Here is a 25,452-nt window from a genome sequence, read left to right on the forward strand (position 1 = left end):
AGCTGATCAGTTCAAGCCCGCGTACTTCAGCGTCCACGTGAAGGAACGGTTGGTGCTCGAGGTCAACGCAAACGGATTCGTCGTGCAGGCGAACTTCGAATGCAGCTGGCCGATCGGCGTGGTCGACAGCGGATTGGTGACCCCGGCCGCCATGTCGAAATTCGACAAGGCGCAGGTGTCGAAGCCCGCCGTGCCGTAGCCCGTCGCATCGCTGTTCGCGTAGGTCACCGAGACACCATCGGCGTTGGCCGTCGTGTTCTGGTAGTCGGCGAAGGACGTGAAGTCCGTCTCGACCGCCATGCTTCCGGTCAAGGTTGCCGAGCTCAGCGTATCGGTGCGCGTCACCGTGCCCTGCCCGAACGTCAGCACCGTGTGCGCCTGCAGATCGATATCGGTCGTGTAGAGCGCATTCTTCGCCGCCTGCCTGAACTTGGTCGTGTCGAACGAGACGACGACCTGGCCGTTGGTCTCCTGCACATTCAGGTTCTTGTAATACGTGACCGGGAGGTAGGTCTTGCCGCCGTAGGTGACTTGGGGCACCAGCAGCGCATAGGCCAGGTCGGTCGTGCCGTAGATCAGCTTGTCGGCAAAAGGCACCGGGTAGTAGGGCGTGAACGAGTTGTAGTCGGGGGCCTGGCTCAGGTTCAGGTTGATTACGCGTTTGCCGTCGCGCACCGTGATCAATGCGGCGCTGTAGGGATGCGCGGCATCGGTGGGCTGGTTGTACCAGGTGAGCGTGTAGTGCGGCTTCGTCGTGTCGAGCCAGGACTGGAAGGCCGCATCGTCCGTCGGCGCCTTGCCGCCGAAGCCGAGCTTGTTCCACCAGTTGTTCACGTACATGAACTGATGCAGCAGGCTGAAGTTCTCGCCCATGACACGCGGCTTGCCGCGATAGCCGTCCGTTCCGCGGCCCTTGATCCACATGTTCACCGACGGCGTGGGCAATGTCGGGTCATACCAGAAGGTCTCGTAGCGATAGGCTGCCTTGTAGATGAACGAGTAGGCGATCTTCATTTCCTCGTCGGTCAGGACGCCCGCATTGGCCGCGGCCGTCAGGATCTCCATGAATGCCGTGTCGCCATATGGGCCGATGGAACGGCCGTAGTTGAAGCCTTGGCCGCTGGTGTTGAGTTGCGGCAGGATCAGGTCGACGGACTTCCGCAGGTAGCCCTTGAGTTCGTCCGTCAGGTTGGCCTCGTTCCCCATCTCGAAGGTGCGCTCGGTCACTTCGGCTATCAACAAGGTGCTGTAGCGGTCAAAGCGCGCCTGGTCGTAGTAGGTGGTGTGGGTGTTCGAGGCTTCGTCGGAGAACCCGCCCGACGAGTCATTCCGGATGTGGTTGGCGAGCGTGTACAGAAGCGCATCGCGCGCGCCCATGGTCGCCACGGTCGGATCGGTGGTTGACGAGAAACTGGGGTTGCTCCAACCGAGCTTTTGCCGCAGCCCGGCGATGCCGTACGAAACGGCGTAGTAGTTCTGCGCGGTGTTGAGCGTCGCGACATCGATCGGCGTTCCGGCGGCCGGGCAGGTGTCCGTCTTGCCGCTGGCATCCGCCCCGAACATGTCGCAGAAGGTGAGGCGCTTCTGCAGCGTCGCGAGCACTGCATCGCTGAACACCTCGTTGAGCATGCCCCGCGCCTTCAGGTTGTTGAGCGCGACGAGGTAGTAGTACTCGCCCCACGACGTGTTCGCGTAGAGGTAGTTGGCGCCGCTCATCTGCGTGATCATCGCCGTCGTGATGCTCTGGTAGGTCGCCAGATAGTCCGCATACTGCGGATCGCTCTTCGCCTTCATGTCCATCAGGATGTACGACAGGCCGAGCGCGAGCTTGCCGGGCAGGAATTTGTCGCCGGTGTTCGTGTCCAGCACGTGCACCGGGCTCCCATCGCCGAGGTCCATCGCCACCTGCGTGAAATCGGGCGCCTTCTTGATGAGATCGAAGAGGGCTCGCATCTGGCCCATCATGGTGATGGGAATGCCGGCGCCGTCAGGGACGGTCGTGTCCGGTGCGCCGTAGACGATGGCCTGCAGGGACTTCGCGTTCATCGTGGGCGTGATCGGGTCCGTCGGTGAGGTCGTCGGAGGCGTGGTCGTCCCGCCGCCGCCTGTAGCGCTACTGCCGCCACCACTGGTTGGCGGAATCCACCCGCCAGAGTTGCCGCCGCCTCCGCAGGCAGCCAGAAGCAGGGTGAGTGTGCTGAGTGCGGTCGCAATGGGTCGCTTGCTTGGCGAAAACATTTTTGTCTCCTGATCGGGATTTGTTTGAAGGAATCGCCTTAACACTTACGTTATCAGTCATCGTATAAGTTGGCGACCCATTATGTTCAGGCGAAATTGCAAGCGTCAACGCAGGGAAGGTCCCTAATTCAAAAGCACTCGGGAGGGGCGCCTCTGTGACCCTTCAAGGTGCTGATGGGTAGACGTTCGACCTCATAAGATGTCGTACTTCTAGAAACACCTCAAGGTCTCGCCGAATGCGGCGAAGCTCAGCCTTTTCTGAGCGGAAGGACGTTGCCTTCGACGGCGCCTTGCACGCGGGCCCCGGTCACGAAGTACGCGTGCAGGTCATGCGCAAAGCTGTTGAGCTTGGTCAGCACGAACTTGTTGCCGCGCACCAGCGCGTTGTAGCCCAGCACTGCCGGAATGGCCACCGCGAGACCCAGCGCCGTCATGATCAGCGCCTCGCCGATCGGGCCGGCCACCTTGTCGATCGTCGCCTGGCCGGCCAGGCCTATGCTCATCAACGCGTGATAGATGCCCCACACGGTGCCGAACAGTCCAATGAAGGGAGCGGTCGAACCGACCGAAGCCAGAACGGCGAGCCCGGTCTGCAGGCGCGCCGTGAACTCGTCGATGCCATTGCGCAGTGCGCGCGTCATCCAGTCGCTCAGGTCGAGCGCGTCGTGCAGATGAGCCTTGGCGTCGCGATGATGCGCCGCCGCCTCGCGGCCCTCCAGGGCCAGCGCGCGGAACGGATTGCCATCGCCCTTGCCGAGCTTGTCGAGCGCGGTGGCGAAGTCCTCGCTGTGCCAGAAGTCATTCGAACGCTTCGCCATGCGCTGGTACCTGATGACATCGAGTGCCTTGATCAGGATCACCATCCACGACGCGAGCGACATTCCGATCAACAACAAGGCGACGCCCCTGGTGACGAAATCGCCTTGGTGCCATATGTTCATCAGGCCGAGTTGGGAATCCATACGAAGCTGCTCCAGGGTGTTGGCTGCACGGCGCTTCAGGTGCCTGCGGGATATTCTAGAAATGCGTCGTCATCCCCACAAAGAGCGTTCGCCGAGTTCCATACTGGGGCGCGCCGACGCCGATGCCGGTCCGTCGCGCAGCAGGTAGACCTTGTCGAACAGATTCAGGATCGCGACCCGGCCCTCGATGTCGCTGGTCGAGGACGCTTTCCACGTGTGACTCAGCGAGAGATTGACCACCGTGTAGCTCGGCAGCGCGGCACCATTGGGCGGACCGCCGTCCGGTGTGCGACGCACCCCGCTGCCGAAGATGAGGTCGCCGCTCAGCTTGCTCGCGCCAAAGCTGTAGCTGGCGCCTGCGGAGGCTGTGTAAGTCTGGTCATGGTCCAGATAGACATAGTTGTTCGCGATGTAGGCCAACTCGTCCGCGCCGAAGAGCGACTGCCCCGAGACGATGTTCTTGCCCTGCGCCTTCTGGTAGGCGAAGTTCGCGTAACCCGACCAGTTGTCCTGGTTGTAGCGGGCTGAAAGCTCGATGCCGCGCGCGTAGCCCTTCTCATAGTTGAAGGGCGAAAGAATCAGCGCCTGGCCGAACTGGCCTTCGTCGAGGAGGTTCTTGATCGACTTGTAGTAGACGTCTGCCGACAGGCTCAGGGCTGAATTCACCTTGTGCGACGCGCCGATGTCGTAGTAGGTGGTCCGCTCGGCCTTGACCGGGTCTGAAATCGGTACTTCGGGCTGGTTGGTCGTGCCCGTGTACAGGTTGATGCTCTGCTGCGACGCCAATTCCTGCGGCGGCGGCGTGAAGTAGCGCGCGACGCCGGCGTGGAACGCGGTCGCCTCCGTCGCCGCGTAGGCCAGATTGAGGCGCGGACTCCATTGATGCTCGTCGGTGAAGGCGTCGACACTGTCGTAGCGCAGGCCGTAGTTGAGCGTGAGCTTCGGATCGATGCGCCACTCGTCCTGGGCGTACAGACTGCCCAGGTGTCCGACCTTGTCCGAGTTGTCGGTGATGAGCACCGGATAGTTGCTGGTCTGCGCACCCGACTCGTCCACGGTGAATGCCCCGACGCCATTGATGCTCTGCGTGTACTGACGCGTATAGGCGCCCCCGAAGCGCAGCGTGTGCGAGTCGCTGGCCTTGTAGGAAGCGTCCAGCTGCAGCCCGTTCGCCGAGTTCGTGCGGCGCGTATTCGATGCCACGCCGTTGTAGATCAGGTCCCCGGCGTTGTCGGGCTCGAAGTGCACGCTCGAGTACTGGCGCAGCAGCGAAACCTGGAAGTCCAGCGCGCCCAGCGTCTTTTGGTAGGACAGTGCGACGAATCGGGTTCGCTCCGTCTGGTTCTCGTCGAGGAGGGAAGACGGCAACGCGTTGAAGCCGGTGGCCAGGTCGCTGAAGCCTGCCAGCGAGAAGGCCGGAACCTGGCCCGGATTGTTCGGGATCTGGAACTTGCCGTCGTAGGTTCCGAACATCAGGCCGACGCGTGTGTCGTCGTCGAGGTAGTAGGACAGGTTGCCGAAGCTGCTGCCCTGGGTCGTCTTGTCGTGCAGCGCGTTCGTGGTGGGCTGCGGATTCTCGATGCCCTGGTCGCTCGTCAGCGCACTGCCCGACAGGTAGTAGCTCAGGTTGCCCTTGGTGCCGTACACCGCGCCGTTGAGCTGCAGCATGTTGTGGCTCCCGATGCCGATCCCGAGCGAGCCCCCGGGTTGCCCGAAGCCTGACTTGGTCTGGATGTCGATGACGCCGGCCGTCCGAAGGCCGAACTGCGCCGGCAGCGCGCCGGTCAGGAAATCGAGCGACTGGATGTAGCGCGTGTCCAGCGCCTGTCCGAAGCCCGCGATGGCCTCAGGCAACTGGACGCCGTTGATGCGGTACTGCACATTCGCGTGGTCGTCGCGAATGTGCAGAGATCCGGAGGCCTTCGAGTCCTTGGAGACGCCTGGCAGCGTCAGCAGGACTTCGTCGAAGGAGGTCGCATCGCCTTTGGCGAGCGAGTCGATGAAGGTGCTGTCGATGTGATAGACGGTCGTTCCGACCTGCGGCGAAAGCACCATGCGCGCGCTGGTCGCTCGTTGCTCCCTGACTTCCACAGTCGACAGCGTTCCTTCGGCGGCAGGAACTGAATCTGCTGGCGGCGCGGGCGTCGCATTGTCGGCAGGAGTGGTTGCGAGTGTTGCTGGAAGCGCAGATTGCGCGGAAGCCGCAACCGACAGCAAAGCGAGAACCGCAACGCCGATGGCGTTGCGCTTGAAAAAGGGTGACATGTGATGATGAACTCATTGAATCAAAGGGAAGCAGGCCGACGCGCTGTAGCGCGCTTCGGCCGGCAACGAAATGACGATTCAATGGTTCGACGGGGGGCCGCGCGCCTCGAACAGCGCGGGCGGCCAGGCAGGCGCCTGGCCCATGAAATAAGGAAGGGTTGCCGTCGGCAATGCAATTGCCACTGCGACCATCGGCACGCCGAGCGGCGCACAGCCACCGCTCAGTTGGTCGTAGAGCCGGCACTGCTGGCCTTCCTGGTGGTCGAAGAGCTTCAGCAGCCAGCCATGCGACGGACCGGTTGGGTCGGCAGATGCCGCGGAACCGTCAGCAGGGGCGGCCCCGCCGCTGGAATGTTGCTCCAGCGCCGTCTCGAAGTGCTGCAAGCCCGGCGCATGCAGGCTGCCATGCATCATCCCCAACGTCGACGCGAGCAGCAATGCCAGCGTCAGGACGAAGTTGATGGGGCGTCGGAATCGGTGCATGCGCACGGGCATGATTGTTACAGAAGCTGCCTATCTCACGAGCTGTTCGAGGCGACCCTTGCTCGATGCGCTGTTCCAGCATGGAGTCGGCACAATGCATCGTGGCGCGCGCGCTCGCTCTTGGCGTTGCCAGGGTCTGCGATGCCACTCTGCTTTCAGCCATCGTGGCGAACACCCCCGCACCTTTCAGTCTCGCAGCTGCTGCGGCACGCGGCCTTCGCTTCGGTGAACTGAGCGCAATGTCCGGCACCACCGCGCACGGCGCTGCAATCGGCGCCGATGGCGTTCTTCGTGTGGCTGGCGTGAACGCTGAAATGACGGATGTTGTCGCCCCCAGCGTCATCGGCGCGTTTGGCCGTGCCGCAGTCGCCGTGCGTGATGACATTCGCGTGGTCATCAAGCGCATGTCCACGCAAGGCGACTTGGAAATCTCGTTGTTCGTGACCATCGAGCCGCTGATTCCGACGCCCGATTTTTGGGTGGCCGCGTGATGCTCAAGATGCGCAAGTGCGCATACGGCAGGACGCCCGAAGCGGACAAAGCACCGACCCCGGCACCAGCTGAGGATGCCGCCGAATTGCCGCCGTGGCTCATGTCGGACCTTGACGCGGCGGTCGTGCACGAGCGGGCCGCCGATCCGAAGCAGCCTCCGCGCGTGATAGTCCAACTGCCCGAAAGCCAGGGATGGTTCGATGGTCCCGACGAGACGCCAAAAGCCATCGCGGCGCGCTACCCGGAACTGTCGCCCAGCCAGGTCGATGTCGCAACTCGCTGGCTTCGGCGCGTGGTGCGCGAGCGCGTGCGCCAACGGCAACGGCAGGCGCGAGGCAAGGGCTGGGTCCATTCTTGGTGAGAGGAAATCGTGAACACAACTCCCCATCGAACGCCCTGCGATCAAAAGGTGTCCGTCATGCTTGATCGCCCTACTGCCGAAGCCCTGAAGCAGCACCAGCGCACTGTCGAACAGCGCACTGGCGCGCGGCTGACCCTTAGCAGCACCGCCGCCGCGCTGCTCAGGCTGGTGATCCAGCAGCAATCGACCAGTTGAAATGATTTCAGCGGTGCCGGCGCTTCATCCGGTGGGACATCAGTGTGTGGTTAGACCGATCCCTGGCACGGCAGGGTTACGCGAAAGTCCCTCGCGACCGTGCATCCCCTGCCGCAACCTCGAAAATAGAAATGCAAACTGAAAGAATCAAGCTGACCGCGACGGTCGCGATTGACGGCATCGTCCGCTTCGCCGGGACCATTGTCGAAGTCGATCCGGATGTAACCGACAACCTCTATCTGCGCGACAAGGCCGTGCCGGCCTCCAAGGCGGTGGCTGACGCTTACGACAAGGCGGCGAACGCAGCGTAGTGACGCTAAGTCCCAGACCAACTCACATCGAGCTCACGATGCCGGCGCGACATCCAGCGAGACATGGTTAGTAGGGTTTGACCCTGGCAGGCTGGGCAGCGCGGAAGTCCCCCGCGCCCATGCACGACGTCCTAGTTGCCCTCCGCCGGTGACAACTGCGCTTCAGCCTGCACAAGTATTGCCGGCTCAGCGACCAGCGCAGCCGTGTCGCTGGTACTCAGCAAGCTTGAAATCGTTTCAGGCAGCAGGTTATTAAGTCGATCCATTTTGGACGCCGCCTCGATGTACTTTGGCAAGAAATCTTCCATCGAGCCTGCACCCAGTTTCTTCAATAGCTCGGGCACCACAACCGAACCATCTAGGCTTGTGAGCCTATCGAACGTGAGGTGTTCGCCGACCAGGCTATCAACCAAGAATGCGAAGAATTTATTCTGCTTAAAAAGCAAGCTTCTTTTCGCCTTAATGACTTCAAGCAGCGAGTTTTGAACCACCTCCGGCGTCATACTCAAGGCCGAAGCAAGAACCTCGATATCCAAGAGAAAATTCTCGATGCAATAGTAGGGCAAATGAATGAACTGACCACTATTAGGGAAAGGGTTACCTTGATTGTCACCGTCGATGATAAAGTACGAATTCGGCCAAGAATTTTGTCCTAATTGAAATTTAAAAAGAGAAATAACATTGTTGGAATTTCCGCACGGAGAGACCGTGATTGACTTCTGAAAATGCTGCGCCAGTTTTTCAAGCACCAGAGCGTGGCTTGAATCTTCGACGAAGAATGTGAGCTTTGAGAAATCACCCAACGCAATAATTTCAACCGCATCACCAGCCAACCTACGCCTCTTCTCGGCGCTAAGGCTCTTACTCCACTCAACTTTGCCGGCTTGGCCCCAGCTAAGAAACTGCGCTTTTTCGAAGAATCTTGGCTTAAAAATCGTCCGACTATGCGTGACCACAATAGCCTGTTTGGCGTGGTTTTCGCACAAATCGTCCAAAAAACTAAAAAGCCTTTCCTCCAGATGCCAGTTGAGATGAACCTCTGGTTCGTCGATCAGATAAACGTCGAACGCACTCATGCCAGTACTAATGTTGAGAATGAGCGAGAGGACTTCTTGCTCCCCCATCGAAAGCGCCTCTACCGGGAACTCGACATTTCCCGCCTTTTGCATTTTTATGCGAGGTGATCCCAGCACCGAATCCCACTGAACCAGCAAGCGGTAATTTGGAAAAACTGCGCCGATAACCTCGTTAAACTCCTGAGCAACGGCCGTCATATGCGCATGCCGATCCAAACCATCCTTAGCTCGGTACTCAAAGAGAAGATAATAGAGATCGGCCAACGAATTATAGGTATCGAAACCTGTGGTATTTATTTGCGCATTGATGCGCTCATTGATACTGGTATCCCAGGTTCGGTTGTTCTGCCGGAAGAATTGAACAATATTATCGACGGCTCGCCGCTCTGAATTTCGCTTCGGACTGAACACCTGCATCCGGAGTGCTTGACTCGGGTCCGACGCGACAGCCTGACCACCGCCTCTGAGCGCCTGAAGCATTTGAGTTTTCAATGTGCCGTTCTCGCCGCTTACGATATTTAGCCCAGGCCCAAACTCCATCCGCCCCTCTAGCACGCCTCCGAAGATATTGAAGTTTGCGAACGCAATGTGATTTGCCATGGTTCCTCTTTGTTGCTTGTTCAGTCGCGGCCCGCATGGTCTCACGACCTAGCAGTATCGGGAGAACAAACTGAAACGCCCTGCGCCGGGCTCGCTCGCGGTTGGACGGAACGTCCTCCATAACCGCAACGCGTCGCCTGACGAAGGAGCCACGCTGTTCGCGTCCAGCCTGTTGATGCGCGCGGGATGTGAAAGCGTCAATTGTCGGTCGCCTTGCTTACGAGCGAGGGCATGGTTCAAGCCCTCGGCTACCATGCCGTATGGGTGCAGGCCGATGAGGCCCGCCCGGCCCGATGCACCAACCAGATTTTTGGGTATTGGATTGGGTATGCATTGGGAACAGAAGAGAAATATTGTTTAAAATCAATAGCTTACGATATTTATGCGCATAGCCACCTGGAACGTCAACTCCCTCACCGCGCGTCTTCAACACGTGCTCGACTGGCTCATCGCCAACCCGGTGGACGTGCTCTGCCTGCAAGAGCTCAAGATGAGCGACGACAAGTTTCCCCTGGAGGTCCTGAAGTCGGCCGGCTATGAGGCCGCGGTCTTCGGACAGAAGACCTACAACGGCGTGGCCGTGCTGAGCCTCGCTCCGGTCCGGGACGTGCTGAAGAACATCGGCGGCTTCACCGATGAACACTCGCGCGTGATCAGCGCCAGCATCGACACACCGTCCGGCGAACTCCGCATCGTCAACGGCTACTTCGTCAACGGCCAGGCGCCGGGCACCGACAAGTTCGCCTACAAGATGAAATGGCTGGAGGCACTGCGTGACTGGCTGCGCGCGGAACTCGTCGCGCATCCGAACCTGGTGCTCCTCGGCGACTTCAACATCACGCCGGAAGACCGAGACAGCTTCGACCCCGTGGGCCTCGCCGAAACGATCCATCACACGACCGAGGAGCGCAACCACTTCAAGGACCTGCTGAAGCTGGGCCTGACGGACAGCTTCCGCCTCTTCGAGCAACCCGAGAAGAGCTATTCGTGGTGGGACTACCGCATGCTGGGCTACCAGAAGAACCGCGGCTTGCGCATCGATCACATCCTGGTGAGCGATCCGCTGCTTCCACGCGTCAAGGGTTGCGTGATCGACCGGGTGCCGCGCAAATGGGAAAAGCCCAGCGACCACGCGCCTGTGATCCTCGACCTCGAACCATGAGAATCGCGCTTGCCCTGACTGCCCTTGTCGCCGCACTCGGCCTTGCGGGTTGCTCGGCGCTGAATCCTGAAAAGAAGAGCGAAGGCGCTTCGCCAACCGCGCCAGGGGCTCAGGAAGGGCCGTCGGACCAAGTGGCCAACGTGCGGCTGATTACGCCGCAGACGCCGGCCGTGCGTGCCTATCGCAAGATCGGCGCGTCCTACATCTACAAGACCTATCCGAAGCGCATTTTCAAAGGCAAGATCCCGCCGCTGGTGTATGCGGTCGTTGTCACCGAAACCGAAGTCGACGCCACAGGGCGCGTGACGGCGGTGAATTTCAGCCGCACGCCAAGCCATGCGCCCGAGGTGCCTCCGAAGATCGCCGAGCTGATCAAGGGTGCGTCGCCCCTGCCGAACCCCGGCAAACTGGGCGCACACACCTATGTCGAGACTTGGCTCTGGGACCGGAGCGGGCAGTTCCAGCTCGACACGCTGACACTCGGCCAGCGCAGCCGCTGATTTCCGCCCTCCCCTGGCTTACTCCAGGCCCAACTCCTGAATCTTGCGCGTGATGGTGTTGCGGCCGATGCCGAGCTTTTGCGCGGCCTCGATGCGGCGGCCGCGCGTGCTGGCCAGGGCCGTGAGGATCAGGCGCGATTCGAAACGGCGCGACAGGGCATCCCACACGTCGGTGCGACCGGCAGCCAGCATGCTCTGCGCTTCCATTTCGAGCCCGCTTTCCCATGTGGCTGCGGCTGCGCCGGCGAGCGGCGCGGGCGCGGCGGCGACCGGCAACGGCAGCGCAATCGCCGCCGGCTCGTGCTCCGCCACTGCTGCCGGTACCGCCACAGGTGGCGCTGCAACAACCGCAGGAGGCGCCTCGCCGGCTGCAATCGCCATCACTTCAGGCGGCAGATCCTTGGCCTCGATCAGCTGCGCGGGTGCCATCACGGTCAGCCAATGGCAGATGTTTTCGAGTTGACGAACGTTGCCCGGGAAATTGAAAGCCGCCAGGCGGGCAAGTGCCGCATCGGAAATGCGCTTGGGCTCGACGCCCAGTTGCTTCGCACTTTGCTGCAGGAAGTGACGCGTGAGCGCCGGCACATCCTCGCCACGTTCACGCAACGCGGGCAGCCGCAGGCGGATCACGTTGAGTCGATGGAACAAGTCTTCGCGGAAGCCGCCCAGCTTGACGCGCTGCTCCAGATCCTGATGGGTCGCGGCAATCACACGCACGTTGGCCTTGACCGAGTTGTGGCCACCGACACGATAGAAATGCCCGTCGCTCAGCACACGCAGCAAGCGCGTCTGCAAATCGAAGGGCATGTCGCCGATCTCGTCGAGGAACAGGGTTCCGCCCTCGGCTTGCTCGAAGCGGCCGCGGCGCATGGTCTGCGCGCCGGTGAACGCACCGCGCTCATGGCCGAAGAGTTCGCTCTCGAGCAGATCCTTCGGAATCGCCGCCGTGTTGATCGCGACAAAGGGACCGTTCGCACGCGGCGAATGCTTGTGCAGCGCACGCGCGACGAGTTCCTTGCCGGAACCCGACTCGCCGGTGATCAACACCGTGACGTTGCTCTGCGACAGCCTTCCGATCGCCCGGAAGACATCCTGCATCGCCGGTGCCTGGCCGAGCATCTCGGGCGTGGCCGCCATGCGCTCCTCGGCCACTTCCTCGCGCTGGCTTTCGTCCACCGCGCGACGAATCAGCTCGACCGCGCGCGGCAGATCGAAAGGCTTCGGCAGGTATTCGAAGGCACCGCCTTGAAAGGCCGAAACGGCGCTGTCGAGGTCGGAGAAGGCGGTCATGATGATGACCGGAAGGCCGGGGTGCTTGGCCTTGATCTTGTCGAGAAGATCGAGGCCCGAACCTCCGGGCATGCGAATGTCGCTCACCAGGACCTGAGGGCCCTGCAGTTCGTCGTCGGCTGCCGCTTCGAGCGCCGCGAGTACCTCGCGCGTGTTGGTGAAGCTACGGGTCGGCAGGTCTTCGCGCAGCAGCGCTTTTTCAAGCACGAAGCGGATTGATTGATCATCATCCACTATCCAGATCGGCTTCATGCAGCTCCTTGTTGCGTGGCTGCTAGGGCAGCGGTATCAGTATCTTGAAATCGGTCCGGCCCGGGACACTGTCGCACTCGATCACGCCGTGATGCTGCTGCACAAAGGTTTGCGCAAGCGTCAATCCCAAGCCTGTCCCGCCTTCCCGGCCCGACACCAGCGGGTAGAAGATGCGGTCCTTGATCGCGTCCGGCACGCCCGGTCCATTGTCAATGACATGCAATTCCAGTGCCAGTCGATACCACTGCTTATTGAAGATAACCTGACGTGCGATGCGGGTCTTGAAGGTGATCTGCGCATCGCCTGCGGCGCGCCTTTCGGCAAGCGCTTGCGCGGCGTTGTGAACGATGTTGAGCGTCGCCTGGATCAGCTGCTCGCGATCGCCGCGAAACTCCGGGATCGACACGTCGAAATCGCGCTCGATGTGCAGGTCGCGAGGAAACTCCGCGAGGATCACCGAACGAACGCGCTCGCACACCTCGTGAATATTGACGTCGCCCACCACGTGCGGCCGGCGGTGAGGTGCCAGCAGCCGATCGACCAGCGTCTGCAAGCGATCGGCTTCGTGGATGATGACCTGCGTGTATTCGATGAGGTCGCGCGATTCGACTTCCATCTGCAGCAGTTGCGCCGCGCCCCGTATGCCGCCAAGCGGATTCTTGATCTCGTGCGCGAGATTGCGGATCAGCTCCTTGTTGGCTTGCGCCTGATCGAGCAGGCGCTCTTCGCGATCCTGCCGCACCTGCTGTTCGAGCGGTGACATCTCGACGATCAACTCGCCCGCCTTTTCGCTCTGCGCGAGCGTCACCTGCACCGGCATCAACTCATGATTGACGCGACGCAGCAGCGCCTCATAGCGCAGCGTGGCGAAGTCATTGCTGCGCGCGCCTTCAATGGCCGTGCGCAACACCTGGGGCTCCTGAAAACAAGCGCCGAACTGCGAACCTTCAAGCGTGCGGCGCGAAGTGCCCAGCGCATCCTCGAGACCGGCGTTGGCAAACAACACCGACCCGTCGATGCGAACCACGGCAATCAGCGTCGAAAGAAGATCAAAGGCCTGAAAGCGCTTGCCAGGCCCCGCCGGTTTACCAAAAGCCACGTGAGGAAGTCTCTTCCTGAAACGCCACGGAACCGGCTCCGCCGGGCCGTCGGCGTTGCCCCCGGCAGGGGGTTGGCGAAGCGACACGAAGTGCGCGCAGCCTGGGGGGGAGTGTCATTTGATTCGCTCGATCTCGCGTTGGATGCCGGCGATATCGCTCTCGTTGCGCGCAATCTCGGCCTTCATATCCGCCACGCGGTCCAGGTACTTCTGGTAGTTGCGCGATTCGCTGCCCTGCTTCTCGGGCTCGCCGTTGTTGTAGTCCTTGAGGAGCTGTGCCTGCCGCTCCTGTGCCTTCTTGAGTTCGGACTCCAGCACCGAGCGCGCCTCGCCGTCGCGCGCGCGCTGGTCCGCGCCGTCGACGCGCGGACTGCCCGCCGGCGACCGGGCGGCGGCGCTGGACGGTGCCGCGGAAGCGATCGGGCGATTGCCCTGCACCACCGTGACGTTGCCGCCCTCCATCACCTTGCAACCGCGCTGCTGGGCCACGGTAGCATTGTTGGTGTATTCGTTCCCGCAGCGCCAGACGCGCTCCTGCGCCTGGGCGTGCATGTTCAGACCGGCCACGGCAAAAGCAGCCAGCAGGAAAGCGGAAGGAGTCTTCATGGTCATGGATGTAGTGCGCATCAAACGGGCATTTTCGTGCAATTCGACAGGTGCGCCGTGCTGGTGTTCCTACCCAGGCCAAAAGAAAAAGGACGGCAGAAGCCGTCCTTTTTAACGCTGGCCGGGGCTCGGCTCAGAGTGAGTAGTACATGTCGAATTCGACGGGGTGCGTCGCCATGCGGAAGCGCGTCACTTCCTGCATCTTGAGGTCGATGTACGCATCGATGTACGTATCGGTGAACACGCCGCCCTTGGTCAAGAATGCGCGGTCCTTGTCGAGGTAGTCCAGGGCCTGGTCGAGGCTGTGGCACACGGTCGGGATCAGCGCGTCTTCTTCCGGCGGCAGGTGGTAGAGATCCTTGCTGGCGGCTTCGCCCGGATGGATCTTGTTTTCCACGCCGTCGAGACCGGCCATCAGCAGCGCCGCAAAGCCGAGGTACGGGTTCATCAGCGGATCGGGGAAGCGCGCTTCGACGCGACGGCCCTTCGGGTTGGCCACGAACGGAATGCGGATCGATGCCGAGCGGTTCTTGGCCGAGTAGGCCAGCTTCACCGGTGCTTCGAAGCCGGGGACCAGGCGCTTGTAGCTGTTGGTGCCAGGGTTCGTGATGGCGTTCAGCGCGCGAGCATGCTTGATGATGCCGCCGATGTAGTGCAGCGCGAAGTCGCTGAGGCCGGCGTAGCCGTCGCCTGCGAACAGGTTCTTGCCGTCCTTCCAGACCGACTGGTGCACATGCATGCCGGAGCCGTTGTCGCCGACGATCGGCTTGGGCATGAAGGTCGCCGTCTTGCCGTAGGCATGTGCGACGTTGTGGATGACATACTTCTGAAGCTGGACCCAGTCGGCGCGCTGGATCAACGTGCTGAACTTGGTGCCGAGTTCCATCTGGCCGGCATTGGCCACTTCATGGTGATGCACTTCGACCGGGATGCCGAGCGACTCGAGCACCAGGCACATTTCGGAGCGCATGTCCTGGAAGCTGTCGACCGGCGGGACCGGGAAATAGCCGCCCTTGACCGCGGGACGATGGCCGGTGTTGCCGTGCTCGAATTCCTTGCCGGTGTTCCAGGCCGCTTCTTCGGAGTCGATCTTCACCATGCAGCCGGACATGTCGTTCTGCCAGCGCACGCCGTCGAACACGAAGAACTCGGGTTCCGGTCCGAAGTAGGCAGTGTCGCCCAGGCCCGATGCCTTCATGTAGGCCTCGGCGCGCTTGGCGAGCGAACGCGGATCGCGCTCGTAGGGCTTGCCGTCGGAAGGATCGACCACGTCGCAGGTCAGGATGAGCGTGGTTTCTTCGAAGAAGGGGTCGATGTTGGCCGTGTTCGGGTCGGGCATGAGTTGCATGTCCGAAGCTTCGATGCCCTTCCAACCGGCAATCGACGAACCATCGAACGCATGGCCCGATGTGAACTTGTCTTCGTCGAACGCGGAAACCGGCACGGTCACGTGCTGTTCCTTGCCGCGGGTGTCGGTGAAGCGAAAGTCGACGAACTTGACCTCGTTTTCCTTGACGAGTTTGAGTACATCGGCGACGGTCTTTGCCATCAGGTTCTCCTGGTTTGGATAGTGGTTGGAAGTATGGGTAAACCGGAATGCAGTTTTTGTGCCATTGTCACTGGCACCGAGGGGGCTCCGGCACTGCAGTGGCCCCCCAAAAACAGGCAAGTTGTAACCAAATTGGTGCGCGCTTGTTCATCGCACCAATTCAGGGCCAAGGCGTGCACCAAGGGCGTTCAGCCCCCCCAGCAACTGCGCGTAGGCGGCGTCGATCTTGTCCGAATTGCCTTTCACGCCGAGTTCGATGTGTCGGCCATGCTCGGCATGGTCGACGCTCGGCAGGCTGAACACCCTGATGCCCGGATGCTCGCGCTCGATCGACTGCATCAAAGGGGTCAGCGTCGCCTCCATGGAGCCGTAGACGATCACGGATTTCTCGACCGCACGCCCTCGGGCGAACAGATGCGCATAGCGCTCGTCGAGCACCGACTCGATCATCGGCCACGCCATCACCGGGAAGCCCGGCACGAAGTGCACATCGCCCACGCTGAAGCCGGGGATCTTGTTGTACGGGTTGCGGATGATCTTCGAGCCCAACGGAAACACGCCCATGTTGAGGCGGTGCACGTTGTCAGGGCGGTCAGGCTCGTAGGCGGTGCCCTGTTCTCGCGCCGTGTCCTGCATGCGTTCGCGGATCAGGACCTCGGCCTCCGGATGCAGCGCCAACGGAACGCCAAGCGCTGCGCCCGCACACTGCCGGGTGTGATCGTCGGGTGTGGCGCCGATGCCGCCGGTGGAAAACACCACGTCACCCGAGTCGAAGGCGCGCGCCAGTGCGGCAGTGATGCGTACCGGCACGTCGCCGACGTACTCCGCCCACGTCAGCGACAACCCGCGGGCGCCGAGGAATTCGACGACCTTGGGCATGTGCTTGTCGATGCGCTTGCCGGAGAGGATTTCGTCGCCGATGACGATCAGACCGAATGATCGGCTCATGGTGCACTCCATTGATTTGCGGCGGCATTGTTGGCATCCGCCATTTCGAGCCCGGGTGGCGAGATTGCCGCTGCCGCTTGTTGCGTGCGCAACCGTGCCAGCGCATCGAGGCAATAGTGCGCGAACCACAGGGCGGAGAATGCAAACACCAGCGTGTAGATCCAGATCGCCAGCGGCGCGAGTACGAAGAAGGCCGCGGCGAACAGCAGACCCGACGCCCACACGATGCTGGGTGCGGCACCGAGGTAGCCGCAAAGCACGCCGATGCCGAGCAAGGGCATTCGATGCGCGCGCAACAGCGCATTCCGCTCCTCGGGCGTCGCGTGTTCGGACAGGGCGTCGAAGCTCATCACGCGGTAGGTCAGCCAGCCCCAGATGAGCGGCGGAAGGATCAGCACCAGCGGCGGAATCAGCCAGAGCGGCATCGAGACCACGAGGGCGAGCATCGCCAGCAGGGTGAGCCCGAGTGATCGCGCAACGCTTCCGATGAAGGAGGCACCCTTCTTCCGTTCAAGCGCCGGAAACCGGCGCTCTGCCACCAGGTGTGTGAGGGCGGGCGCCATGAGGCTGGCCACGACCAGCAGCGAGACCACCACGATCAGCGGCGTGACGGCCAGAACGACAACCAGTGGCGCCAGGATCGCCGTCACGTTGCTGGAAAACAGCTGGCCGATCCAGTTCCACAAGCTGGACAGCAAAGGCCATGCGTCCAGCGCTCCGCGCGTCCAGGCGACGGCGGCATCCCAATAAAAATAGCCCAGGATGGTCGCCAGGACAACCATGAGCGCCAGGGGCAGGAACGACAGAACGATCACCCGCGGGTGCATGCAATAGGCGACCGAACGCCAGAACGAATCGAGGAGGAGACGCATTGGTGCCGAGGATAACGCGGGCGTGTGAAGTAACCGCGCGCCGGAGGAGCGTCGGGGCTCTCAACTCCGTCCGGCCAGCCGCTTGAGGCCGAGCCACTGCTGCGCCCAGAAGCCGCGGCCGTAGTCCCTGACGCAACCCTCGGCGTCGGGCTCGACCTGATCGCGAATGCCGGTCGGGTCGTAGCGCTCCTCGAAGTTCGCGGTGCGGAACAACACATCCCACCACGGCAACAACACGCCGAAGTTGTGTCCGCCGAGCGTCCGCGGGCCGTGCGATTCATGTCCGATTCCGATGCTGTGGTGCACGCGGTGGAAACGCGGGCTGATCCAGAGCCGCTCGCCGAGCTTGCCGAAACCCAGCCGCAAGTTGGCGTGCTGCAGGCTCTGGCTGAGCTGCGTGAACGCCACGATCGCGATGAACTGCCCTGGCGCGACGCCGATCAACTGCGCGACGACGACAATGATCGCGTCATGGATGACGTCGTCGAGCAGATGGTTGCGGTTGTCGCTCCACATCGTCATCTGGCGCTGCGAATGGTGGAGCGAATGGAGGGCCCACCACCACTTGAAGCGATGCTGCCCCCGGTGAATGAGATATTCGACAAGATCGATCACGACCAGGTAGATCGCGAATGCGACCCAGGGAATGTCGGTTACGCCAGGCCACAGCTCGTCGAGGTGCATGGTCCCCCAGCCGGCGGCGCGCGCAGTGCCCAACAGGTCATCGAACAACGGCTCCACCGCGAAGAACATCGCCAGCCGGAACAGGCCCAATCGATGGATCAGCGTGTAGAGGATGTCAGTGCGAATGGCACGGCGGTCGACCACCGGTTCAGCGGGCCGCCAGCGCTGCAATGGCCCGATCAGCGCGACCAGCACCGCGATCTGGATGAGTCCGACCAGCAGCCAGCCCGTGGCGTCGAAAGCGTCCTCGACCCATCCGCCAAGGCCTATGGCGTAGACCGCCGGCTGCACGGCCGTCTCGAACAGCCATTGCTGCATGGTCGCGAAAAGATCGGTGAGCCGGTCCATTGGCATGCGATCCGATTCGAAGCCCGAAGGTTCAGGAGTGCGCCGCGATCCAGTCGCGGTACGCAGGATGCTGACGCAGCGTCTCGAAGCAGAAGCCCTTGGCCTTGAGACCGACGATCAGCGGTTCGAGATCCGCAGGCGCCCACGGATCCTTGCGCGACCAGATCCCCAGGTGCGCCAGCAGAATGTCGCCGGGCTGAATCCTGTCGAGCGCCTGTTGCAGCAGCTTCTCGTTGCTGAAAGTCTCGCTGGGCAATTCGTCGCCAAGGAAGCCCGCCGGCGCCCAACCGACATGTGCGTACCCACAAGCCTTGGCGACCTCGAGCAGCTTGGGCGAGGTCTTGCCACTCGGGGCACGGAAGAGCGGCAACGGCTTCTTGCCGGTGATGTCCTGCAGCCGCTCGTTGGACTTGGCGATGTCGGCGCAATACTGCTTGGCATCCCAGGTGAACTCCCGGCCCGCGAACGCGCCGGCCGTCGGCTTGATTCGGAAGCGCGGCTCGACGCCCTTCAGGTCGCCCCGCCAAACCGCATGGTCGTAGGTGTGCGATGCGAATTCATGACCCTCGGCCGCTCTCGCCTTCCACCACGGCGCCCAGTGGCTGTCCAGGCTGTCGCCATCGGTCTGGGTCCGCTCCGCTGCGGCAAAGAAGGTGACGCGCACGTCCTGCCGCTTGAGAACCTCGGCAACGAGCGGTGCGACGCCCATGTGGCCGGTGTCGAAGGTCAGGTACACCGGCTTGTTGCAGGTGCCCTGAGCGACGGCGCTGGTGCAAAGGAAGGCCGTCGTTACGAGCAACGACGAAGCTGTGAATTTAGGGCTTGGCATGGTCGAGCGTCCAGACACCGTGCGGCGATCGGCCGACATTGACCTGCCGCGCCACCGTGTGGCCGGCAAGGTCGACCACGCTGAGCTTCTTGGCCCAACGCGAGGTCACGAAGAGGGTCCTGCCATCGGCTGAAACATCCATGCAGTCCGGACCGCCCGGCACGGGATAGGTGTCGGTGACCTTGAGGCTCTGGATATCGATGCGGCTGATCGTGTTGGCCACGCGGTTGCTCACGAAAACGCTGCGGCCGTCGCCGGCCGAACGGAAGGCGTGCGCGCCCTTGCCGGTCGGGAGCTTGCCGACGAGCTTGGGCTCTGCCCCGGCCACGTCGAACACCTGCACGCCGTCGCCGCCGGTCAGTCCGACCAGCAGGGTCTTGCCGTCATGAATGCCGAAGATGTCGGCCGGCATCGGCCCGGTCGGCGTGCGCCAGCGGATGGTCTGCGTCGCAAGGTCGACGGCAATCAGCTCGTCGCTGTCCTGCATGGTGACGTAGGCCGTCGTGCTCTTCGGGTCGATCCAGATGTGGCTGGGCGTCTTGCCGGTCGGGATTCGCTTCACCAGCTTGGGCTCCTTGCCGTCCCAGCGGTAGAGATCGACGTGGTTCAGGCGATTGCCCGCTGTCACGAACCATTTCATGTCCGGCGAAAAGCGAAGCTGATAAGGATCGATGATCCCGTAGACCACGCGCTGCACTTCGGCCGTCCGAGGATTCAGGAACGTCAGCGAATCACCCGCCGAGTTCGCGACGATGAGGGAACTCTCGTCCGGCGTCAGGTAGAGGTGATGCGGTTCCTTGCCCGTGGGGATGCGGACCTTTTCCGTCCAATTGCCCGGATCGATCACGCTGACCGTTGCGTCGAGCGAATTCAGCACGAAGATGGGAGGCGGTTCGGCGGCGTGTGACGGAAGCGCTGCACAAACAAACAAAAAGGCCGCGAGGCGGCCTGTCAGGGAGAGGATGTAGCGCAAGGGAGAGGGTCCGAAAGAGGTTGTGCGATTTTAACGATCGACACCCTCCCCCGGCTGACCTCATCGCGTATTTCGCAACGCTTCGACTTGCGCTGAATCAAGCCATCGCCAGCACCCGGGCGCAAGGTCCTCAGGGAGCGCGACAGTACCGATTCGTGAACGATGCAATGCCTCGACGCGGTTTCCCACGGCGGCGACCATGCGCTTGACCTGGTGGTACTTGCCCTCGGTCAAGGTCAGCCGGAGGTGCAACGGACCGGGAGCCTCGCAGGCCGCGGCACGCACCGGCTTCGGATCGTCGTCCAGGACGACGCCCTCAAGCAGGCGAGACACCTGCTTCTCGTCGATCGGATGCTTGGTCGTGACCTCGTAGACCTTCGGCACGTGGTGCTTGGGCGATCCCATCCGGTGAATGAATTGGCCGTCGTCGGTCAGCAGCAACAGGCCCGTGGTGTCCTGGTCCAGCCGCCCTATCGCCTGCACGCCCTGGACGGCGCTCTTGTTCGGCCGCAGGCGCAGCGGCGACGGAAGCAAGGTATAGATGCTGGGGTAGGTCGACGGCTTTTGGGAGCACTCGGTGCCGGCCGGCTTGTTGAGCATCAGGTAGGCCTTCTCGTGGTATTCCCACTCGGCGCCCTGCACAGTGAAACGCAGATCCTCGATGGCGAGATCCTCCCCCGGCGGCACCCCCGCGCCACGCACGGTCACGAAACCCTGTTGCACCAGCCCTGCGCAGACACGTCGGGTCCCGAAACCTTGCGTATAGAGAATCTCCTCGATCTGCATCAGTACCCGAGCGCCAGTCCCGTATTGCGGCGTGGGTCGTTGGCCCCGTAGAAGCGGTTGTTGCCTACCGGCTTGCCGCCCAGCGAAGGGGCGCCGACGATGATCGCGGCCACGTGGTTCGCCGGCTGAGGCACGCCGAGGTTATGGCCCATGTCGATGAGGATCTTGCGCGTATCTGGCGACAACGCGAAGGTCTCGACATTGGTCACGTCGGGTAGCCATTGCTGATGGAAGCGCGGAGCGTCCACGGCTTCCTGAACGTCCATGCCGTAGTCGACCACGTTGAGGATGGTGTGCAACACCGCCGTGATGATGCGGCTTCCCCCCGGAGTGCCGACGACGAACACGGGCTTGCCGTCCTTGGTCATGATGGTCGGGCTCATCGAACTCAGCGGGCGCTTGCCCGGAGCGATGGCATTGGCTTCACCCTGCACGAGGCCATACAGGTTGGGCACACCGACCTTCGAGGTGAAATCGTCCATCTCGTTGTTGAGGAGTACACCCGTGCCTGCCGCCGTGACCTTGGCGCCGAACCAGTCGTTAAGCGTGTAAGTGACGGAGACCGCATTGCCCCACTTGTCGACGATCGAGTAGTGGGTGGTGTTGCTGCCCTCATGCGGTGGAACGCCCGGTTTGATGTCCTTCGAGATGCCGGCTTTGTTGGGATCGATCACTGCCCGGACCTTCTCGGCGTAGCCCTTGTCGAGCAGTCTGTCGAGCGGGTTCTTCACAAAATCGGGATCGCCCAGATAACTGTTGCGATCGACGTAGGCATGGCGCATCGCCTCGATCTGATAGTGCACGGCCTGGGCAGACCGAAAGCCCAGATCCTTGAGCGGATAGCCCTCGAGGATGTTCAGCATTTCGCAGATCACCACGCCCCCCGAACTCGGCGGAGGCGCCGAGATCACGTGGTAGCCGCGGTAGTCGCATTCGACCGGCGGCAATTCGCGCGTCTTGTACTGGTCCAGATCCGCTTGGGTGATGAGTCCCTTGCCGGCCTGGCTCGATGCCACGATCGCATTGCCCACCGAGCCCTTGTAGAAACCATCGACGCCGTGGTTGCTGATGGCTTTCAAGGTTCTTGCCAGATCCTTCTGCACCAGCTTCTGGCCGACCACGAAAGGCTCGCCCCTGTTCAGGAAAATCGCCCCGGAAACCGGGTCCTTCTTGAAGTCTGCAGTGGCAGTCGTCAACATGTCGATATCGCCCTGCTCGAGCGCGAAGCCGCGCTCTGCCAAGGCAATTGACGGCCTGATCAGTGCGGCGCGTTTCATCGTGCCGTACTTCTCACGCGCGAATTCGAGGCCGGACACCGTGCCGGGCACACCCACGGCCAAATGCCCGTTCGTGCTCAACCCCTTGATGACATTCCCGTCTTTGTCGAGGTACATGTCGGCCGTAGCAGCAAGAGGCGCTTTTTCGCGAAAGTCGAGGAAAGTCTTGCGGCCGTCGGCCAGTTGCACGGTCATGAACCCGCCGCCGCCGAGATTGCCTGCCGCCGGATAGACCACGGCCAGCGCGTAGCCAACAGCAACCGCCGAATCGATCGCATTGCCACCGCGCTTGAGCACATCGACGCCGACTTGCGTCGCCAGGTGCTGCGCGCTCACCACCATCCCGTTTTCCGCAGCGACGGGTGCCTGCGAGGCCGCGTGAAGTTGGGCCGATCCGGCCAGCGAAAGCATCGCCGCGACGGTGATGCGGAGAGCCAAAGTCCACTCAAGTTGTCTCATTGTTTTGCCCGAGTATTGGAAGGTTCTTTCAGCGACGCTTCGGGTGCCATGTTTTTCGCGCCATGGCGCCCGTGGTCTTGTATGGTGGAGCTGGGGGGATTTGAACCCCCGTCCGTCAGCCTTCTTCGCGCAGATCTACATGTTTAGCGATCTGATTTAGGTCTCGCCACCGGTGTCGCGCAGTCGCACGCTACATCGGCCGCCAGCACCCTATTTTCTCGCCCCGACCCAAGGTACCCGGATTGGAGCCAGCCCATGTAGATTATCTTTGCAGCCGGGAGGCGTCAGATTGCTCTGTGCCCCCTTGCCCAGCCCATCGGCCTGCTGTTGCAAAGCTCACCGGCAATTAAGCGGCGAGTGCGAAACGTTCGTCGTTTGCAGTTAGTTTGTTTGAATCTGTTTTACGAGCGCATTCAGCTCGACATGCCCCGCTGCGATTCCGAACCCACGTCGAAACCAGTGCAGCCCCAAGCGAATCATTTTAGGCCTGTTTAAGCAGTTGCAAGAGTTCCATCGGCGAAGAGATGGCTGCATCGGCATCCCAGCGCGCAACCTCCGCCTGTTCGCCCATGTAGCCGTACGTGGCCGCGACCGTTCGCATCCCGGCGGCGCGGCCCGCCATGATGTCGCGCTCGTCGTCACCCACATAGACACAGGATTCCGGCGCAACGCCAATACGGCGCGCTGCCTCGAGCAACGGCTCGGGATGGGGCTTCGCGAACGGGGTCGTATCGCCGCTGATAATCGCCCGGGCCGTTTCGAACAGGGGGATCGCCCGCGTCAGCGGCTCCGTGAATCGAACCGACTTGTTCGTCACCACACCCCACTGCAATCCACGCGCGCAGAGCGCCTCGACGAGCTCGGCCACGCCGGCAAAGACCTGGGTGTTCCGCAGCATCCGGGCTTCGTAGTTCAGAAAGAACTCCTCGCGCAAGGGTACGAATTCGGGCGCATCCGGCGTGATGCCGAAAGCCACACCCAGCATGCCCCTTGCACCGGCACCGGCCATCGGCCGGTAGCGGTCCAGCGGCAGCGAAGCCATTCCCCTGTCCGTGCGCATCTGGTCGGCCGCTGCACCGAGATCCGGGGCGCTGTCGATCAACGTGCCGTCAAGGTCGAACAGGACCGCTAGCGTGCCTCGCGCCCCCATCATTGAACCCTTGCCGGCTTCTGGGTGGCGAACATGTAGTTCACGCTGGTGTCATTGCTGAGCCAGTAGCGTCGAGTCACGGGGTTGTGCTCCAGGCCACACGTTCGGCGCAGATCGAGATTGGCGGCCCGGCAATAGGCAGCCAGTTCGCTTGGTCGGATCAGCTTCTGATACTCATGCGTGCCACGCGGCAGCATGCCCAGGACGTATTCCGCACCGACGATCGCGAGCAGGAACGACTTCAGGTTCCGGTGAATGGTGGAGAAGAACACCCACCCGCCCGGCTTGACGAGATCGGCGCACGCCTTGACGACCGAGGCAGGCTGAGGCACGTGCTCGAGCATTTCCATGCAGGTAACGACGTCGAAGCTCTCGGACTGCTCAGCAGCCAGCGCCTCGACGCTGACCGACCGGTACTTCACACCTCGAGTGGCAGCCTCCAGCGCGTGCAACTGCGCCACTTTGAGGGCTTTGTCGGCCAGATCGATGCCGAGGACCTCCGCACCCTTGCGCGCCATCGAATCGGCCAGAATCCCGCCACCGCATCCGACATCGAGCACTCGGCGCCCCGCGATCGGCGCTATACCGTCAATCCATTCAAGTCGCAATGGGTTAATTTCGTGCAGAGGTCGAAATTCGCTTTCGACGTCCCACCAGCGATGCGCGAGTTCAGAGAATTTGGCAAGTTCAGCCGGATCGGCATTCACGGTATCGGTCATGTGTCGATTATGAATCGGCTCGAATTCGCCGCCCGACTGCATCAGGATTCGAACTGAGTGAAGCGCAATACTGCAATGACTGCATCGCGCGCAGCCATAAAAAAACCCCGCCGAGGCGGGGTTTCATTAGCGATTCTTGCGAATCACTTGTTGGGGCGGGTACCAACCACTTCGATTTCCACGCGACGATTCTTGGCGCGGCCTTCGGCAGTGCGGTTGTCAGCGATCGGCTGGCTCTTGCCCTTGCCTTCGGTGTAGACGCGGTTCTTTTCGATGCCCTTCGAGACCAGGTAGGCCTTGACGGCTTCAGCGCGGCGGACCGACAGCTTCTGGTTGTAGGCAACAGTACCGATCCAGTCGGTGTGACCGACTGCGATGATCACTTCGAGGTTCACGTCCTTGATCTTCGAGACCAGGTCGTCCAGCTTGGCGCGGCCTTCAGGCTTGAGGACGTACTTGTCGAAGTCGAAGAAGGCGTCAGCAGCGAAAGTAACCTTCGATGCAGCGACTGCAGGAGGAACCGGTGCCGGAGCAGGAGCCGGAGCTGCAGCAGGAGCGGCCGGAACCAGAGCACCGTCGCAACCAGCGGCGGCCGTTGCGGGCGTCCAGTTGGCATCGCGCCAGCACAGTTCATTGGTGCCGTTCTTCCAAACGAGTTCGCCAGTGCCGTTTTGCCAGTTGTCGATCGCCGGGCCGCCATCTGCGGCGGTGACACGGGTCTGCGCGCCGGCGGCAGTGGCGAGCGCAGCGACTGCAAACATCATCGCCACTTTATTCAGTTTCTTCATGGTTCTCCTCTTGGGGAAAAAGCCGCAGCCGCGCTGCGAATCAAGGACGCTTTAAGTGACCACCACCCAAAACGTTGAGGCGATTGTGCCATAGGGTCTTTCGCAAACAGGCCGCCAGACGCCCCTGAAGCGTAGGACGGAGGCGGAATACCGGCCTTGTGTTGCGGCGGTGCGACAC

25 protein-coding genes and 1 other RNA gene are annotated in these 25,452 nt (G+C 62.0%); 6 read left to right on the forward strand and 20 right to left on the reverse strand.

Translation table 11 applies throughout. The annotated features are described in order from the left end of the window. Nucleotides 1–6: 6 nt before the first annotated feature. The 4 genes from AC1DN9_RS09020 to AC1DN9_RS09035 form a co-directional block, all read right to left on the reverse strand. The gene (locus AC1DN9_RS09020) at nt 7–2,238 is read right to left on the reverse strand and encodes a hypothetical protein (protein ID WP_478099265.1); all 2,232 of its coding nucleotides are present in this window, start codon (nt 2,236–2,238) and stop codon (nt 7–9) included. Between the two features lie 248 nt (nt 2,239–2,486). Further along, nucleotides 2,487–3,200, reverse strand: coding sequence for a MotA/TolQ/ExbB proton channel family protein (locus tag AC1DN9_RS09025; RefSeq protein WP_478099267.1), 714 nt, complete (start codon nt 3,198–3,200; stop codon nt 2,487–2,489). Nucleotides 3,201–3,269: 69 nt separating this feature from the next. Beyond that, nucleotides 3,270–5,465, reverse strand: coding sequence for a TonB-dependent receptor (locus tag AC1DN9_RS09030; protein ID WP_478099269.1), 2,196 nt, complete (start codon nt 5,463–5,465; stop codon nt 3,270–3,272). A 78-nt stretch (nt 5,466–5,543) separates the two neighbouring features. Further along, nucleotides 5,544–5,948: a hypothetical protein gene (locus tag AC1DN9_RS09035; RefSeq protein WP_478099270.1), complete on the reverse strand. Its 405-nt coding sequence runs from the start codon at nt 5,946–5,948 to the stop codon at nt 5,544–5,546. An 80-nt stretch (nt 5,949–6,028) separates the two neighbouring features. Here AC1DN9_RS09035 and AC1DN9_RS09040 point away from each other — a divergent pair, with 80 nt between their 5' ends. The 4 genes from AC1DN9_RS09040 (at nt 6,029) to AC1DN9_RS09055 (ending at nt 7,307) form a co-directional block, all read left to right on the forward strand. After that, nucleotides 6,029–6,439, forward strand: coding sequence for a hypothetical protein (locus AC1DN9_RS09040; protein ID WP_478099271.1), 411 nt, complete (start codon nt 6,029–6,031; stop codon nt 6,437–6,439). Beyond that, on the forward strand, nt 6,439–6,801 hold the full coding sequence (locus tag AC1DN9_RS09045) for a hypothetical protein (RefSeq protein WP_478099273.1): 363 nt from the start codon (nt 6,439–6,441) through the stop codon (nt 6,799–6,801). The genes AC1DN9_RS09040 and AC1DN9_RS09045 overlap by 1 nt, the downstream gene beginning before the upstream one ends. A 57-nt stretch (nt 6,802–6,858) precedes the next feature. Next, a complete protein-coding gene (locus AC1DN9_RS09050; protein ID WP_478099274.1) occupies nt 6,859–6,996 on the forward strand; it encodes a hypothetical protein in 138 nt (45 codons plus the stop codon). A gap of 131 nt (nt 6,997–7,127) precedes the next feature. Beyond that, complete coding sequence (locus AC1DN9_RS09055) at nt 7,128–7,307, forward strand: hypothetical protein (RefSeq protein ID WP_478099276.1); 180 nt, start codon at nt 7,128–7,130, stop codon at nt 7,305–7,307. Nucleotides 7,308–7,438: 131 nt separating this feature from the next. On the opposite strand, the gene AC1DN9_RS09060 is transcribed toward AC1DN9_RS09055, so the two are convergent. Continuing rightward, nucleotides 7,439–8,983, reverse strand: a complete 1,545-nt coding sequence (locus tag AC1DN9_RS09060; RefSeq protein WP_478099278.1) for an ATP-dependent nuclease — start codon at nt 8,981–8,983, stop codon at nt 7,439–7,441. Nucleotides 8,984–9,365: 382 nt separating this feature from the next. On the opposite strand from AC1DN9_RS09060, the gene xth reads away from it, so the two are divergent. Next, on the forward strand, nt 9,366–10,145 hold the full coding sequence (gene xth / locus AC1DN9_RS09065) for an exodeoxyribonuclease III (RefSeq protein WP_478099280.1): 780 nt from the start codon (nt 9,366–9,368) through the stop codon (nt 10,143–10,145). Further along, nucleotides 10,142–10,645 carry a hypothetical protein gene (locus AC1DN9_RS09070; RefSeq protein ID WP_478099281.1) on the forward strand — a complete coding sequence of 168 codons (504 nt, stop codon included), beginning with the start codon at nt 10,142–10,144 and terminating at the stop codon, nt 10,643–10,645. Before xth ends, AC1DN9_RS09070 begins: the two co-directional genes overlap by 4 nt. A gap of 18 nt (nt 10,646–10,663) precedes the next feature. Here AC1DN9_RS09070 and ntrC read toward each other — a convergent pair whose 3' ends face one another. The 15 genes from ntrC to ompA form a co-directional block, all read right to left on the reverse strand. Then, on the reverse strand, nt 10,664–12,187 hold the full coding sequence (gene ntrC / locus AC1DN9_RS09075; RefSeq protein WP_478099282.1) for a nitrogen regulation protein NR(I): 1,524 nt from the start codon (nt 12,185–12,187) through the stop codon (nt 10,664–10,666). 22 nt (nt 12,188–12,209) lie between these two features. Next, a complete protein-coding gene (gene glnL, locus AC1DN9_RS09080) occupies nt 12,210–13,286 on the reverse strand; it encodes a nitrogen regulation protein NR(II) (protein WP_478099284.1) in 1,077 nt (358 codons plus the stop codon). A 114-nt stretch (nt 13,287–13,400) separates the two neighbouring features. Beyond that, complete coding sequence (locus AC1DN9_RS09085; RefSeq protein WP_478099285.1) at nt 13,401–13,892, reverse strand: hypothetical protein; 492 nt, start codon at nt 13,890–13,892, stop codon at nt 13,401–13,403. Nucleotides 13,893–14,025: 133 nt separating this feature from the next. Beyond that, entirely contained in the window at nt 14,026–15,441 is a 1,416-nt protein-coding gene (gene glnA, locus AC1DN9_RS09090; protein ID WP_478099286.1) for a type I glutamate--ammonia ligase, read from the reverse strand. A 147-nt stretch (nt 15,442–15,588) separates the two neighbouring features. Next, nucleotides 15,589–16,389, reverse strand: coding sequence for a competence/damage-inducible protein A (locus AC1DN9_RS09095; protein WP_478099288.1), 801 nt, complete (start codon nt 16,387–16,389; stop codon nt 15,589–15,591). Continuing rightward, a complete protein-coding gene (locus AC1DN9_RS09100) occupies nt 16,386–17,261 on the reverse strand; it encodes an EI24 domain-containing protein (protein ID WP_478099290.1) in 876 nt (291 codons plus the stop codon). The genes AC1DN9_RS09095 and AC1DN9_RS09100 overlap by 4 nt, the downstream gene beginning before the upstream one ends. 60 nt (nt 17,262–17,321) lie before the next feature. Further along, nucleotides 17,322–18,293: a sterol desaturase family protein gene (locus AC1DN9_RS09105; protein WP_478099292.1), complete on the reverse strand. Its 972-nt coding sequence runs from the start codon at nt 18,291–18,293 to the stop codon at nt 17,322–17,324. Nucleotides 18,294–18,324: 31 nt separating this feature from the next. Next, nucleotides 18,325–19,122, reverse strand: coding sequence for a polysaccharide deacetylase family protein (locus AC1DN9_RS09110; RefSeq protein ID WP_478099294.1), 798 nt, complete (start codon nt 19,120–19,122; stop codon nt 18,325–18,327). Beyond that, entirely contained in the window at nt 19,109–20,077 is a 969-nt protein-coding gene (locus AC1DN9_RS09115; RefSeq protein ID WP_478099582.1) for a YVTN family beta-propeller repeat protein, read from the reverse strand. The genes AC1DN9_RS09110 and AC1DN9_RS09115 overlap by 14 nt, the downstream gene beginning before the upstream one ends. Before the next feature lie 78 nt (nt 20,078–20,155). Next, complete coding sequence (locus AC1DN9_RS09120; RefSeq protein WP_478099296.1) at nt 20,156–20,881, reverse strand: 16S rRNA pseudouridine(516) synthase; 726 nt, start codon at nt 20,879–20,881, stop codon at nt 20,156–20,158. Beyond that, nucleotides 20,881–22,569: a gamma-glutamyltransferase gene (ggt, locus tag AC1DN9_RS09125; RefSeq protein ID WP_478099583.1), complete on the reverse strand. Its 1,689-nt coding sequence runs from the start codon at nt 22,567–22,569 to the stop codon at nt 20,881–20,883. The genes AC1DN9_RS09120 and ggt overlap by 1 nt, the downstream gene beginning before the upstream one ends. A 130-nt stretch (nt 22,570–22,699) precedes the next feature. Beyond that, nucleotides 22,700–23,086, reverse strand: a transfer-messenger RNA (tmRNA) gene (gene ssrA, locus AC1DN9_RS09130). A gap of 12 nt (nt 23,087–23,098) precedes the next feature. Beyond that, a complete protein-coding gene (gene gph / locus AC1DN9_RS09135) occupies nt 23,099–23,770 on the reverse strand; it encodes a phosphoglycolate phosphatase (RefSeq protein ID WP_478099298.1) in 672 nt (223 codons plus the stop codon). Beyond that, nucleotides 23,767–24,486 (reverse strand): bifunctional 2-polyprenyl-6-hydroxyphenol methylase/3-demethylubiquinol 3-O-methyltransferase UbiG, encoded by a 720-nt coding sequence (gene ubiG / locus AC1DN9_RS09140; RefSeq protein ID WP_478099300.1) that lies wholly within the window; start codon nt 24,484–24,486, stop codon nt 23,767–23,769. Before ubiG ends, gph begins: the two co-directional genes overlap by 4 nt. 143 nt (nt 24,487–24,629) lie before the next feature. Then, the gene (ompA, locus tag AC1DN9_RS09145) at nt 24,630–25,274 is read right to left on the reverse strand and encodes an outer membrane protein OmpA (protein WP_478099302.1); all 645 of its coding nucleotides are present in this window, start codon (nt 25,272–25,274) and stop codon (nt 24,630–24,632) included. Nucleotides 25,275–25,452: the final 178 nt, after the last annotated feature.

This window comes from Variovorax sp. 05L425, from assembly GCF_056397705.1.